Here is a 14930-nt window from a genome sequence, read left to right on the forward strand (position 1 = left end):
AATATGGCACAGGCACAACGGCTCGCGGGCTATGGTCTAGACGTTTTGAAGAAGCTGTTTAGAATGAAATAGCCCTGGTATAAATACGGCCATAATTAGTATTTAAGTCCCATTCAGGGGGCGCAGGCAATTTAAAATTAGGGAAAAATGTTTTGACCGCTAATTGGGTCAGCGATAAAGCGACAATTAGTGCGATCGCTATTCCGAGACAGCGCAGCAATATGCTGTCTAAGTCCTGATTTCCGGTAGATTTGATGCAGTGTAAAATCCACACGCCAGTCAGCGAACCCGGAACGCTGCCCAAAGCCAGCCACTTAACTACTTGCAAGTCGAGGGTTTTGTGCTGCCAGTGTTTGAAGCCGCCAACAACTTTCATCATTGTAGCAGCTACGACATCCGAACTAATAGCAATTGATGCCGGAATTTGGAAAACAAAAATTAACATTGGGGTGATGGGCGAGGCTCCGCCAACTCCGGTCAAACCAACGATAATGCCCACGAAAAAGCTGAGAAACGATAGCAATAAGTAGTTCACGATTATGCCCAAAAACTGTGTATTTAAGCGCTGCTAACCAACAAATAGATAATTTTGGCGGCTACTGCCACACAGTAACATAGGAAAAATTTTATCCGCAATTCAATATTTTTTCCACTAACTTTGCTCTTAAACGCTGACAATCAACCTCTGGTTTAGCTACAATTTTAGTTTTTAAAGGAACCATATCACAATAAATAAATCAACATAAATTATAGTAAAACTTTTTATAAAATTCTTGTATTTGCCTGTGTAAGTGATTTAAAAACGTCGATTTATTCATGGTTGATGTTTTGTATTATACCTTAAATTGACGAGGATCGCAGGTAAAATAAAGTAGAGGTTAACCGACTGTTTACCCGAACAAAAATCGGGAGTATCGAAAACATTAAAATACAGTGTATTCCAGGTTTATTAAGTACACCTGGAATACGCTGTATTCAATTGCCAGAAGTAACCAGCCTCAGATTTTTTTAAACCAGACTTCCTTAAAGCCCTTCAAAATCTAGTTACTTCCTTGCTTTTTGTGACTGGCAAACTGACCTAACAGAGGCAATCTGAGCCGCTTTTCCTACTCCTGAACGGCCAGTAATGGCGGAGGCGAGGCGATAGCTCCACACAGACTTCCTTGCTCAGTCGTGAAACTCAGGGCAGTAATATTTAGGAGCCAGAGCGTTAAGCGCATCAACTTCAGCATTGCCTTGAGGTTGCAGCAAGTCGATCGACATTCCCCCACTGAGCGCATTACATATCCCGCGCGCACGTTCGATAGCAGCTTGGGGATTTCGCTGAAGGCGAGACACGGCATCGGATGAGGATGAATTGAGCCGTTTGCTCAACGATTGTTGGTAATTATTAATAAAAGCCTGATCATTTGACCCTAAAGCGATCGGGCGACCACTGCTACTACGTCCACAAAGCTTACCTAAGTCGATCGTTCGACCATCACTCGTCTGTATATAGCAAACGTAATCAACCGATGTTTGAGCGACTGAACCACTAGATTGACATAGGTCAACGCCAAAGGCGATCGACATCATTACCAAAGAATAAAACACTCGTTTCGACTGGCGGACATATTGCACTACTCTTCAAACTCCCACAAACCGTTAAATTTTCATCAGCTTATAGAGAACCCACACCGAATGTTGCCACAATCCAGCGTGATTCGCCATATTCTGCATAGTGCGAACATTAAGCGTTTTACACCCAAATAAATGCCCGCACTACAAGACAGTAATGTTATGCTCCTCGTTGAGACTTCCAAGGGCCCCAAATGGCAAACGTGATGCCTGGGGTTTGGATATTAACGAACATAGTGTTACCATCCGGCGAGAAGCAGGCTCCGGCAAATTCCCGATCGTTGATAGCATTTTTTGCCAGACGATACAGTTCCCCCTTGGGAGTTACGCCCACCACGAACTGCTCATCATCGCCATCCTCGCAAATTATCAGATCACCATGAGGTGCCACAACAATGTTGTCAGGGCCATCGAGTTCGTCAGCCGATTGAGCCTCAACAAAAAGTTCGATCGTATCTCGATCGGGAAGATACCGCCAAACCTGACCAAATCCGTTCGGTCTGCCATTGGCGTCAACAGAGCCACCGTCCGAACAACAGAAGTAAACTTCACGATTGCCGTACCAGATACCTTCCCCACGAGTAAACTGGGCAGCACCTTTACCGAAACCTTCTACCCGTACCGTATCCGTAGCAGGGTCAGGATTGTCAATTGTCACCCATTCCACCGGCATCGGTTGGCCCTTGGGAAACCCTGCAAAAGTTTTTGCCTGAGACATATTCTTAATCTTCAGCGCTTGGAGAGTACCCCCTGCGCTTAAATTGTTCCGTTGAGATGGGATAAAGCGATAGAAAAGGCCATCTCCTCGGTCTTCAGTCTCGTAGACAATTCCGGTTTTGGGGTCGATCGCCACCGCTTCATGGTTAAACCGTCCCATCGCAACTAAAGGTACGGGATTCACAGGAGTTGTTGCTTGAGCCGGCACTTCAAAGTTGTAGCCGTGCAGTTGAGATACATTTGTCGCATTGCCAGGTCTATTAGTCGCCGGAGTCGAGACATTTTCCTCGCAAGTAATCCAAGAACCCCAGGGAGTCGGGCCGCCCGCACAATTTCGATAGGTACCGCTAAGCGAAGCGTAGTGCTTGATGAGCTGACGATTGGGTCCAACCTGTAGTGTGGTTGTCCCCCCTTTGCAAAGAGGATCGTAAGGATTTGGGCCCACAACTTGTGTTGAAGAATTCGGACTCAGTTCGTGATTGCGAACCAGAATCACCGTGTTTTGGGGACCTGGAAAAGCCGCCATGCCATCGTGACCACCGGGCACAGGGGAACCGTCACTCATCATTTCGCCCGTTCGTGAAAAAGCCCGATACTGAAACCCACGGGGTAAATCTAACAATCCATTCGGATCGGCTACGAGAGGGCCATACCCTCCCCCAAATACTGATTGACCATTGGCTTTTCTGGCATAAAGCGCTTCTAGAGGAGACATCATCAAAGTGCCAGCAGCGCTCGCTCCTGCCAAGGTAAAAAACTTTCGTCGTGATAGTTGCATCAGCTTTTCCGGTGAATTAAACAAAGCATACTCAACCTGCATCAAGACCAAGATAAGGTTGGTTTAACTTCTCATTAAGGTTGTCTCATAGTTGTTAAAAGTCAATCTCTGTAGCTCGTAACTGCTCGACGAACCTGACTGTTCGTTGCTCTGCCTGTTCAGAACCCATTGACGTTTTTTAACTAGGGAGTTGTAGGGGAGACAGCAAGTTAATCAGCATTCTAGAAAAACATTTCCCTAAAATGAATGTAGGTGTCTTCAATTTGACTTATTTAGGATAATTTCTAACATTTATGAGACTTTGGTTGCCGTATTAACTTTTTAATTTTGCTATAGTAAACATTGTTTTTAACAGCTTATATTTCTTCAACCTCTACCCAGATAATAGCCACTTCAAAAGTGAGATAATCCCATCCCCGTGAATTCCTTCCCCTAATACCTGTGCTTGCACTTTACCAAACTGCATCATAACGCCGGGTTCTCCAGCGTTGACTAGGACAAAAAACTTAGAAATAATAGCTAAAAAAACTATCACTAGAGTTGGTTTAACAACTAGGTCAACCTCTTTATTTTTTTTCTTGCTGGATTTGAGGGAGTCAACGTTAATGCTGGACTCTCAAACCACCCTACACCCCGATCGCACTTAATTATCTGCTCAATATTGACTGAATAGATATTTTATTTTCCTGCCATCAACAACTGTTCAAAATCCGCTGCAGCCAAAGGAGGGCTAAACAAATAGCCTTGCATCATATCGCACTTATAGCGCCACAGAAAATCTTTTTCGGCTTCCGTCTCAACTCCTTCGGCAATTACCTCAAGACAGAGACTGTGGGCCATTTCAATAATAGCTTTCACAATCGCTGCGTTTGTGCAACCATCGGTTATCTTGCTGATAAAACAGCGGTCTATTTTTAAAGTATCGAAGGGGTATTGCGTCAGATAGCTTAAAGAAGAATACCCAGTGCCGAAATCGTCAAGAGATATACAAACTCCCAAATTTTTCAAGTGTTGTAAAGTCGCGATCGCACTTTCGGCATCTTCTACCATCAAACTTTCTGTCAGCTCTAATTCCAAACTGCTCGCTTCCAAACCAGTTTCTGCTAAAATTTGGGCAACTCTACTGCTGAGATCAGGTTGGTGAAATTGGCGCGGCGACAGATTTACCGCTATTCGGAGTGGAAAACCAGCATTTTGCCAAACTTGCATTTGCCTGCAAGCTGTATGCAACACCCACTCGCCTAACTGTATAATGAAGCCAGTTGCTTCGGCATGGGGAATAAATTCTGCGGGTGAAATCAGCCCTTTTTCTGGATGTACCCAGCGCACTAAAGCTTCTGCGCTCATAATTTTACCCGTCTGGACATTGACTTGCGGCTGATAGTAAACTTGGAATTCTTCTCGTTCCAGTGCGTTGCACAAACAAGTTTTTATCTGATCTAATTTGTCGGCCGTCTTTTGGGTATATTCGCTGCTTTGCGATCGCAAAGTATTGTACTGTTCGGCGACAGCTTCTTGTTTTTTCAAGCGACTCGATATCGCACCCACAAGTTCAGCTTTACTAAAAGGTTTAGTCAGGTAATCATCTGCGCCCAATTCCATACCTTGCCGCATCTCAGAGCGATCGGCTTTACCGGTAAGAAAAACAAAAGGTACTGTAGCAGTAACAGGATTAGATCGCAAGGCCATCAGCACCCCATACCCGTCAAGTTCTGGCATCATCACGTCGCAAATAATCACGTCGGGAACATTTGACACCGCCGCATATAAACCTTTTGCTCCATTTTCTGCACCCGTCACGTCGAAACCTTCAGCTTTGAGGAGTTTGAGAATATTCTCCCGAATTACTTGCTCGTCCTCAATCACTAGAATCTTTTTCATACGTCATTCCCTGAAAGCGGTATAATTGATAGGCGTTACTGAACGCGATAAGCGTCCCAATAACTGAGAACGCACAGCTCGATCGGCCCAACAGCCGAATATTTTCCGACACAAATAGCAAACGCCTGAAAACACTAATTTTTCAAGCACAACTAGATTAATGTTTCTCTGCTTAGTCAGTGCCGTCCGTATTATTACGAGGTTAATTAATAATCTCTCAACTAATTCTAGGCGATCGATAGTTAGCAGCGCCTTAAATAACTGCTAAACTAATTGTGCCACCTGAACGATTGTCTGCAAACAATCTCAGCCTATTTATACCACTTGCCAAAAACCCTGCAACTGCAAGCAAGTTCCAAACCCTTGCGGAGTCAGTCTTCCCCATTTTTAAATGTAAAATCTCAACTTTTCAATCTCAAATGGTATTACCTACTGGATTCCCTGAACCCGCACAGATTGGGGTCATAGAAGTTAAGCAATATCCTCAGTACCGCGCTGTCACCTACACCCACGCGGGCGATTTGCGACAAGCAACTGGCATCGCCTTCAATCCCTTATTTCAACACATCAGCAACAATCAAATTGCGATGACAACGCCAGTAGAAGCGCGCTACACCCAAACTTCCGGGCAAATCGATGCAGTTCCCCAAGCAGAAGTTTCGTTCCTCTATCCCGCACCAAATATCGCCCCCAGCAGCGTTAATTCCGCTGTAGAAATCACGGATACTTCGCCGATGACGGTTGTCAGCATCGGCGTGGGCGGGGCCTACACTTGGGAAAGCTACGAAAATAACCTCCAGAAACTCAAAGATTGGCTTCAAGAACATCCTGAATACGAAATAGTCGGGCCGCCGCGCCGTTTTTTTTACAATTCCCCGATGACGCCGGAAGCAACTAAAATCAGCGAGGTACAAATTCCGATCAAGTGCCGCTGACGTGAACAACTAATTCGCGAATGTGACCCCGCTGGCGGTGTTCCCACAGGTAAATGCCCTGCCAAGTTCCTAACAGCAACCTGCCGCGATCGATCGGGATTTGTTCGGAAGTATGAGTCAGCGCAGTGCGAATATGCGCCGGCATATCGTCTGGGCCTTCCGCATCGTGAATGTAGCGATCGTCCTCCGGTACCAGTTTAGCTAAAAAGTTAGCCAAATCCTTAAGTACATCCGGGTCAGCATTTTCTTGAATCACCAAACTAGCAGAAGTGTGGCGCAAAAATAAACTACAAAGTCCCGTTTTAATACCTGAATTCGCCACCGCCTCTTCTATCTTAGGAGTGATTTTGCACAGAGATTTCCCTGTAGTTTGAATCTTGAGTATCTGTTGATAGTGATTCATTAGATTTTAGATTTTAGATTTTGGATGAGACTGATGCAAAAGTCTTCTGTCGGCGGAGGTAGACTTTGTTTGTGTACGATCGATTTCTAATCGCACTTATGAAAAATAGTCTACAACAGCTTGGGCGATATCCTCCGTACCGTTTTTATCCAATTTATCCGACAAACAGGGCGGATGCAGCGGTTGTCGCAAAAACTCCCAATCCCCCTCAAAAAACTCCGTCACCGTCAAAATTTGATGTTCCGCATAATTTTGAATCCCTTCCAGCAACACCGCAGCTTCTGCAAAACCTTCTCTCATTATAGAAACAACAGGTATTTCCAAGCGCAAAGCTTCCGCAAAAGTGCTGTATCCCGGTTTAGAAACTAAGCGCCCGCAGACAGGCATAATATCAACCGGACGCGGTAAAATCGGGAAAGATTGTGCAAAATCCTGATTTTTGACATAAATCAAATTCGGCAAATCGGGAGCTCCCGCATCAAAAGTAATAAATTGCCAGTCCCTAAATTGCTGTAAATTTTGATAAGGAATTTCCTCTAAACCCAATCCGCCGAAAGTCAACAATACAGTTTTTTCCAGCGGTGTTTCGATTCCGAATACTTCCCGGACTTTATCGTTAGTGTAGCGAGGATTGCCGCCAGTCAAGCCCACATCTTGAATATTTGGGAAAGCTGCCATCGGTTCGTGCAAAGGAAGACGAAAAAGCCGATCGCACATTCCGAAACACTCACCAATCCAATCTGCCATTTCTACAAATTCCCCGCCCCAATCGCGATAGATAAAATCCCACCCAAAATTGCTCATCATCCAGCAAGGAACCCCAGCCGCTGCCGCCATTCGCGTTGCCAAAGGAGGAATGTCTGCCAGCACCAAACCCACCCGATTTTGCTTGAGAAAATTAACTTCGCTGGCGATTAGGGAATTTTGCTTTTTCCGAATTTCCCGTAATTTTTCCAGCGTCGCGTCTTTATCCATATTCAAACTGTCAGCTTGCACGACTCCGACATCAAAAGCGCGGGGACGGTGGATAAAGTCCCCACTAATATAAGATTCTAGCAGCCAGCGAGGTGCTGTTGTTGTGATAATTAGTAAGATATCGGGATTTAATTCTTGAATTTTTGCAGCTACGGAGGAGACTCGGACAGCGTGCCCGAATCCGTGATTTGTGATGGCAATATATAATGTTGGTCGAGACATTGATAATAGGGAATTGGGAATTGGGAATTGGGCATCGGGCATCGGGCATCGGGAATTGGAGGTAGAGACTGGAAGGCAACAAGGCCAAGCTTCAAGCGACGCACAACCAACAATGACACAATTAATAACTAATGACTATCGAATATGCAAGAACTCATTAATCGGACGCGCCCTCAGACCAAACAGGCAATTGATTAATCTTGTCCAGGGTTATATCTACATACTTTTTACCGTCCCCCGCCAGATTTTCCCCAAAATATCCCTCATCGCCGTCGTGCTTGTGAGGGCCGCTCAAAGCTGCTGCATAGCGGCCTTGCAAACGAGCTTGATTGAACGGAGAAGTCGCGTACCAGTACCAGCGACTCGGAAAAACTATGCCGCCAATGTCCTCAATTGAATCGCGAGTGCCGCGAAAGTGGAAAATGCGATCGGCCTCTGCAAAACCATTTTCTCCCGAAAACACGCCCCCAACCGAAACAACCGTAATTTCTGCCTTCAGCCATTCTTTAAGATAACGAGTAGCACCCAAAGCAACTTGTGCGCCGCCGCTTGTGCCAATTAAAATAACTTTCAAAGGTTTTTGAGGATTAACTGTAATCGGAGATTTAGCATTCATGCGATCGATAATTGCATTAGTAATTCCCTGATTGTATGCAAAGCCGTAGCGATAATCTAGAGAAATTGCAAACCTCCAGAGATTGCGAATTTTGATGAATATATCCCCCGCAATCGGCCCGCTTTTTGCCTGTGCTGCAAACCGCCAAAAAGGAGCTAGCCACCGCTCTCCTCCTAAACTTTGGTTAGAAGCCGAATAAGGAAAAACATCGCCCACTGCTACGCACTGCGGGTGACTTTCAACTAAACGCTTGAGAAAAAATGCTTCTCCCGGTGTTAATTCGTCCCCCGAAAAATCGCCAACTCCCGGTAAAAATATGATATAACAATTGAGCGGCGAAGACTTGCGGGCTTCTAGATTGCCGTTTTTCTGGGGCAATATCTCCGGCGGATTTTTCTTGATACCAAACGTTTCGGCACTTTGATTCAGCCACCATATAACAGTCCCCACTGGCGAAAGGATGCCCCAAATTATCAGGATTACACCTGCGATGAGCAACAAATTTAAACTTCCCCCGCGCAGCCATGCAAGTATCCGTAAAATCAATCTTAGCATTTAATAAAATCTGGTAGAATGCCAATTAATTACCTAATTACGTAGAAATAGTTCGGTGATTCTGCTGTATTAGACATTATTTTGTAAAAGTTGTCAACTATCTTGAGGAGCAGGAGTTCAACGTGAAGGGAGAAGATTCAATTGCAGGTTTGGGCGCAACGCTTTGGAATGCACTTTCTTTGAACGGCAATTTTTACGAAAAAACTCCCTACACTCGCAGAACTAAGCGGATAGCTTTAACAATTGTAATTTTAGCTGCGGTGTCCCGCGTGTTGGGCAGTGCAGTCATCTTGTTAATCAACCGAACTGAGCCATCAGTATTATTTCTAGGACTTTGGATAGAGGGTTTGGCTGTCGCGGGGGGTTATTATTTTTGGACTTTCACTATCTTTAAAATCGGGGAGTGGCTGAAACCGGGTCACGTAGCTTATAGGGAGTTGTTGGTTCCGATCGGCTTTGCCTACGCCCCTCAAGTGCTGAATTTCTTAACGTTAATTCCTTTGCTCGGAGAAGGAATTGAGCGGATATTAGTTGTGTGGAGTTTGCTAGCTGTAATTGTGGCGGTTCGACAAGGTTTGGATATTAAAACTCGCTGGGCGGTGTTAATTTGTTTTGTGGGTTGGCCGTTGATTCAAATTGCGATCGGCTTTGTGGAAGTATTTGAACAGTTGCTTTCACGATGGCTTTAATTAATCAATACGGAAGCAGTATAGTAAACTCGGTGCCCTCTCCAGGTGTCGACTTGCAAATTAGCTTTCCTCTATGTTGTTCTACCACAATTTGATAACTGATAGACAATCCCAAACCAGTCCCCTTACCTACCTCTTTAGTAGTAAAAAACGGGTCGAATATTTTACCCCGCACCTCCGAACTCATACCCACACCATTATCAACTATGCGAATCGCTACTTGATTGCCTTCCCCGACTTCAGTCCCAATCTGAATTGTTCGAGTGTGTGTCGAGTCAACTTTACTCCCTCTTTCGCGAGACAAAGCATCAATAGCATTAGTCAGTACATTCATAAATACCTGATTAATTTCTCCCGGATAGCAGTTCACTAAAGGCAAATTTTCGTACTCCTTAATCACTTGAATATCAATTAATTTGTGATCCAAAATCATCAACGTGCTGTCGATACCTTCGTGGAGATTAACCCATTTTCTATCTGATTCATCTAGTCGAGCAAAGTTTCGCAGCGACAGCACAATATCGCGAACCCTCGCAGCACCAATTCTCATGGAATCAATCATTTTAGTGAAATCATTCATCAAGAAATCTAAATCTATTTCCTCACTTTTATTTACTATTTCGGAATCGTAATCTGGGTATTTATTTTGGTATAAACATATTAAATCTAGTAAGTTTTGAGCGTATTCATTGGTATAGTGTAAATTTCCATAAATAAAGTTAATCGGGTTATTAATTTCGTGAGCAATTCCCCCTACCACTTGCCCTAAACTGGACATTTTTTCACTTTGAATTAGCTGCAATTGAGTGTGGCGGAGTTCTTCCAATGCAGTATGCAAATTCTCAGTTCTTTCGGCTACTCGCGTTTCCAGAATAGTATAAAAGCGAGCATTTTCTAGAGAAATAGCTGCTTGTGCAGACAAGATTCCCAAAATTTCTAGCCTGTCGCTAGTAAAAGCACCCTTTGTTAAATTGTTTTCTAAATAAAAAATTCCCGTAAGGTTGCCTTGATGGATAATTGGCAATACCAGGATAGATAGGGGTTGATTGGAAACAATATAAGGATCAAATTGGAATTGATCGGCTCGCGTAGCATCATCTAAAACCAAGTATTTTTGGGTTCTTTCTACGTAGTTAATCAATGAAATTGGGAGGCTCTCCGATTCTGCAATCGGGAGAGATTGTAACACGTTTACATCATTAAACTGACCCGTAAGCCCAGCTTCTATGAAGAATTGATTACCTGTCTTGGCAAGAAATAATACTTTTTGAGCGCCTGCGTTTTCCTTTACAAGCTGTACGAGTTTCTCTAGCAAACGGCTGAGAATAATTTCGCTCGAAACAGCTTGAGATGCTTTGACAACTGTGGACAAATCCAGCACCAAACTATTGTTAATAGTAGTTTTGGCAGTCGTGAGATCAACATTTTTAGATATTGCTCCTTGATTGCGATCGACTAAATAATGATAACGGGATTCTAAGTCTTTAACTTTGGCTGTAGCTCCCCAGGGGATGTAAGCATAATAAGCTTTGGTCAGATAAGCTCGAGCACATATCTCTTTATCCAAAGATTGATAAAACTCTCCAGCTAATTCATAAGCTAATGCTTCTTCGTGGATGTAACCGTTAGCAGCCGCTCCTTTAATAGCTAAGTCATAATAATCCATGGCGGCAAGTTTATCGTTGATAACTCGCGCTTTTTCTGCTTCGACTAACTCGTATTTATGCTGATAATTCATGGGTGCATGGTAGGCCCACTTTTTCATAAGTTGCTGATTAGAGTTAACAATAGCTAGGGAGGCTTCTTGATTGTCACTGTGAGGATAATGAGCGAGGAGGGCCAGCGAATAGTAGAAATTGTGTACCCCAACAGTGATTAAGCCGATCGCCCCATCTGCATATTCTGCCGCTAATTTACCGCGGGCAACAGCCGGAGCATAATCTTTAAATAAATAAAGCAGCATCAATTTAGCAACATAAGCTGCAAACAGCGACATTCGATTATTTTCTTCCTGCCAACGCGATATCACAGCCGGTTCATCCAAACTGTCGCTAACTAATCGTACTTCCTCTGCTGTTTTGCTTCTTAAGCTTGAAGCAATTACTTGCCAGATTTTAGCATAACCTATGGCAAATTCGTGTTTATTTTTTAGCAAGAATTCCATATAAATTCTTTGTTTCTCCTTGACATATTCTACCGATTCTCCAACCAAAAATATATTGGTAATGTAGTGCATAGAATTATAAATTGCCCATTCTAAATCCCCAGTATCTACACCAATTTTTAGCCCTTCTATAAACGAAGCAAGTGTATTTTTAGTAGACTCTTTCCAGATTCTTATATGAGCATTAAACATTACATAAACCTTAGCTTTTTGTTGGGTAGCATTAAATTGTTCTAGCAGCTTTAAAGCGATTAGTCCAGCGTAGTAGCCAGCTTCGATGTCGCCTTCGACGCCGCATAGGATCGTTCCATAAAGAGTATAGGGAAAAGTAGCTAATGCTGAATGACCGTGATCGATACAAAGATTAACCATAGTCAAGACGAGAGAGGACACAATTTCTGGTTTTGCAATATAAGCAGGAGGATAGAGGGCTGTCAAGATTTCCATAGCTGCCAGTTGATAAGGATCTGTCATAACTGGCAGGTTTTCTAATTCCTCAATTCGCGGCAATTTTGGCACTGCAATGGTTTGCTGAGCTAATAGGTTTACTCCTAGCATTGCCAGCACTTCTAGACCTGTTTCAACAGCTTTTAGCATCTGGCTTTGAGCCTGATAAAATAGGATTCTTAGCTGATACACTTTCACTATGTCAAGCTGGTTTTTAGCCGATCGCAAAACCACTTCCGCCAAATTTTCTGCTGGCTGGAAGTTCGTGTTTAAATATTCCGCTTCCAGCGTCTCTACATACAACCGCAGCGTCATGCTATAGTTGCGATCCCAGCTATCAGGTGCTAATAACGAAATTCCCACATTCAAATACTTAACAGCGGGTTCATAAGCGTTAGCTGCTTTTGCCTTATGTCCAGCAATTAAATTTAATTCGGCTAATTCATCTTTTCCTGATTGCAGGCTGAGACAATCAATTCCTACATTCAACTGGTTAATAATATCAAAAATTCTCTCTTCTACTTTATCGGCGGGCGTATTTTCCAACAGCAATTTACCGATGCTAAGATGAGTCGCTTTCTTTTCATCATCAGGAATCAGCGAATATGCAGCTTGCTGGACACGATCGTGCAAAAATTTATAGCTGACTCGCGAAGAATCGAAAGTTAAATTAACTCCGGCTTCTCCATCTAAAAATAAAGGAATGAGGTAACTCTCATTCAATGGAAGTATTAACCCCGCTTGCAAAGCATCCCAGAGTTCAGTCGCAGTGACTGATGGAGATTTTGCGTTGACAGTAGAGAGAACATCTAGAGTAAAATTGTCCCCAACACAAGCGGCTAATTTCAAAATTTCTTGTGTAGTCTCTGGCAGTTGTTGAATGCGACTGGCTACCAGTTCAACTACACTCTTATCTGTGATGCCAATAGCCTGAATCTCCTCAATGTTCCACTGCCACTCCCCTTTTGTTCCGCGAGACAGCAGTCGGTTAAAGTCAAATCTCAAAAGTTTTTCTTGATAAAGAGAGTTGAGCAATTGCGTCAAGAAAAAAGGATTACCACCAGTCTTATTCCAAATTAACTCCGCTAAAGGTTGAATTCTTTCTGAGTCATGCAATGTCTCCGAAATCAACTCAGTCACCTGAGCTAAAGAAAGAGGTTCCAGCACTAAATTGTTGAGAATAATCCCCGTTTCTTGAAGATACTCTACTGTCTGCATTAAAGGATGTGTAGAGCTAACTTCATGGTCTCGATAGGCTCCAATTAATAGTAAATATCTGCTATCTGGGTCAGTTGCCAGCAATTCCATTAATTTCAAGGTCGCTGAATCTGACCACTGCAAGTCATCGATAAATATGACTAATGGATGATCTTTTTGCGCGACTACGTGAATAAATTCTTTGAATAGCCTGTTAAAGCGGTTTTGTGCTTCTGTGGGGGCAAGTTCCGCAACGGCAGGCTGTTTGCCAATTAACAATTCTAGTTCGGGAATCACGTCAATAATTACTTGTCCGGAATCGCCTAGTGCGGCTAAAAGTTGATGTTGCCAATATTGTAATTTTTCGTTATTTTCCGCAAGTAACTGCTGGATCAAAGATTGAAAAGCTTGAATTAAAGATGCGTAAGGTATATTCCGTTTGAATTGATCAAATTTACCTGAAATAAAATAGCCCCGCTGTCTGGTGATGGGTTTTTGAATTTCGTTGACTACTGCCGATTTGCCTATACCTGCATAACCCGACACTAGAATCACTTCAATTTGGGAAGGGGAAGAATTTTCCTGGCAAGGATTAGCTACACGTTCAAACGCTGCCAATAGTTGGCTGACTTGTGTTTCCCGACCGTACAATTTTTGAGGAATCAAGAACTGACTCAATATATCTAAGTTTCCGGGCGTAAAATTGACTGTTTTGCCTATTGTTTCTAACTGATGTAAACAAATTTCTAAATCGGCTAACAATCCGCCTGCTGTTTGATATCTATTTTCGGCATTTTTAGCCATTAATTTTATCACAATTTGTGAAATTGCTGGTGGAATGTCTGAATTAATTTGATGCGGTAAAATTGCTTGAGAAGCTATGTGACTGTAAACTATTTCTAACGGGTCATTGCTCATAAATGGCAATTGACCTGTCAGCATTTCATATAAAGTGATTCCGACAGAATAAAAGTCGGTGCGGTAGTCGAGGGTGCGGTTCATTCTCCCGGTTTGTTCGGGAGACATATAAGCAAAAGTACCGACTATCGAGTTAATATTATTAATTTGGGGATTTTCTTTGGACAATCGTGAAGCAATCCCGAAATCTGTCAGTTTAATAATTCCTGTTTGGCTGTTGATGATGATATTGCTAGGCTTAATATCTTTGTGAATAATTTTTTGAAGGTGTAGATATTCTAAGGTTTTTATGAGTTGAATGCCAAACCTCAAACAGGTGATGACTTCGAGCTTTTTTCTGGACATGAGGAGATCGAGAGATTCGCCCTCAAAGTCTTCTAAAAGCAAGCCGAGACGGTTATCAAAGGTTTCTAGGCTAATGACTTTAACTAAGCCAGGATGGTCTAAATGTTGGCGAATGCGATACTCGTGCTTGATCCGGGTAATTGCATCGAGGGTCGGATATTCAGCTTTCAGGATTTTGAGTACAGTTGTCTCCTGCTGGGTGGGGATTTTTCCTCGATAAATAATCGTTTCTATACCTTCGTGGAGAATAGAGTGGATTTGGTACTGCGATAGAAATTGCATGGAGTTCTCCTCTGAGTTGGAAATATATCTGATCCGAGTCGCTATTCGCTGTTGACTGTTGGCTGACGGCACGACTACCGTCAATCGTCAAAAGTCTTGACAGGGCAACCGTTATATGCTTAGCTTAGTTAAATGGTTTACTTAGAGTAAAAAAATAAATTTTATTTCCTGGTATAAAATTTTGATATA

At 43.1% G+C, this 14930-nt stretch carries 10 protein-coding genes; 2 read left to right on the forward strand and 8 right to left on the reverse strand.

Features of this window, described 5'->3' with window-relative positions:
- Window positions 1–58: 58 nt before the first annotated feature.
- The 4 genes from QUB44_RS11865 to QUB44_RS11880 all read right to left on the reverse strand — a co-directional run bounded on the left by QUB44_RS11865 (window position 59) and on the right by QUB44_RS11880 (window position 4993).
- Complete coding sequence (locus tag QUB44_RS11865; RefSeq protein WP_333367137.1) at window positions 59–535, reverse strand: sulfite exporter TauE/SafE family protein; 477 nt, start codon at window positions 533–535, stop codon at window positions 59–61.
- Between the two features lie 632 nt (window positions 536–1167).
- Window positions 1168–1620 (reverse strand): DUF732 domain-containing protein, encoded by a 453-nt coding sequence (locus QUB44_RS11870; RefSeq protein WP_333367139.1) that lies wholly within the window; start codon window positions 1618–1620, stop codon window positions 1168–1170.
- A gap of 157 nt (window positions 1621–1777) precedes the next feature.
- The gene (locus QUB44_RS11875) at window positions 1778–3112 is read right to left on the reverse strand and encodes an alkaline phosphatase PhoX (protein ID WP_333367142.1); all 1335 of its coding nucleotides are present in this window, start codon (window positions 3110–3112) and stop codon (window positions 1778–1780) included.
- A 678-nt stretch (window positions 3113–3790) separates the two neighbouring features.
- On the reverse strand, window positions 3791–4993 hold the full coding sequence (locus QUB44_RS11880; protein ID WP_333367145.1) for an EAL domain-containing response regulator: 1203 nt from the start codon (window positions 4991–4993) through the stop codon (window positions 3791–3793).
- Window positions 4994–5412: 419 nt separating this feature from the next.
- On the opposite strand from QUB44_RS11880, the gene QUB44_RS11885 reads away from it, so the two are divergent.
- Window positions 5413–5928 (forward strand): heme-binding protein, encoded by a 516-nt coding sequence (locus QUB44_RS11885; protein ID WP_333367149.1) that lies wholly within the window; start codon window positions 5413–5415, stop codon window positions 5926–5928.
- Here the strand turns inward: QUB44_RS11885 and QUB44_RS11890 are convergent.
- The 3 genes from QUB44_RS11890 to QUB44_RS11900 form a co-directional block, all read right to left on the reverse strand.
- Complete coding sequence (locus QUB44_RS11890; protein WP_333367151.1) at window positions 5915–6331, reverse strand: secondary thiamine-phosphate synthase enzyme YjbQ; 417 nt, start codon at window positions 6329–6331, stop codon at window positions 5915–5917. The two genes, QUB44_RS11885 and QUB44_RS11890, sit on opposite strands and share 14 nt — an antisense overlap.
- 96 nt (window positions 6332–6427) lie before the next feature.
- Window positions 6428–7528, reverse strand: coding sequence for a glycosyl transferase (locus tag QUB44_RS11895; RefSeq protein WP_333367324.1), 1101 nt, complete (start codon window positions 7526–7528; stop codon window positions 6428–6430).
- 157 nt (window positions 7529–7685) lie between these two features.
- Window positions 7686–8699, reverse strand: a complete 1014-nt coding sequence (locus tag QUB44_RS11900; RefSeq protein ID WP_333367154.1) for a hypothetical protein — start codon at window positions 8697–8699, stop codon at window positions 7686–7688.
- Between the two features lie 122 nt (window positions 8700–8821).
- Between QUB44_RS11900 and QUB44_RS11905 the strand changes: the two genes are divergently transcribed.
- Window positions 8822–9388, forward strand: a complete 567-nt coding sequence (locus QUB44_RS11905; RefSeq protein ID WP_333367157.1) for a hypothetical protein — start codon at window positions 8822–8824, stop codon at window positions 9386–9388.
- 4 nt (window positions 9389–9392) lie between these two features.
- Here the strand turns inward: QUB44_RS11905 and QUB44_RS11910 are convergent, their stop codons facing one another.
- Window positions 9393–14741: an AAA family ATPase gene (locus QUB44_RS11910; protein ID WP_333367161.1), complete on the reverse strand. Its 5349-nt coding sequence runs from the start codon at window positions 14739–14741 to the stop codon at window positions 9393–9395.
- Between the last annotated feature and the right edge of the window lie 189 nt (window positions 14742–14930).

The organism is Microcoleus sp. AT3-D2, assembly GCF_036705715.1.
Taxonomy (GTDB): Bacteria; Cyanobacteriota; Cyanobacteriia; order Cyanobacteriales; family Microcoleaceae; genus Microcoleus.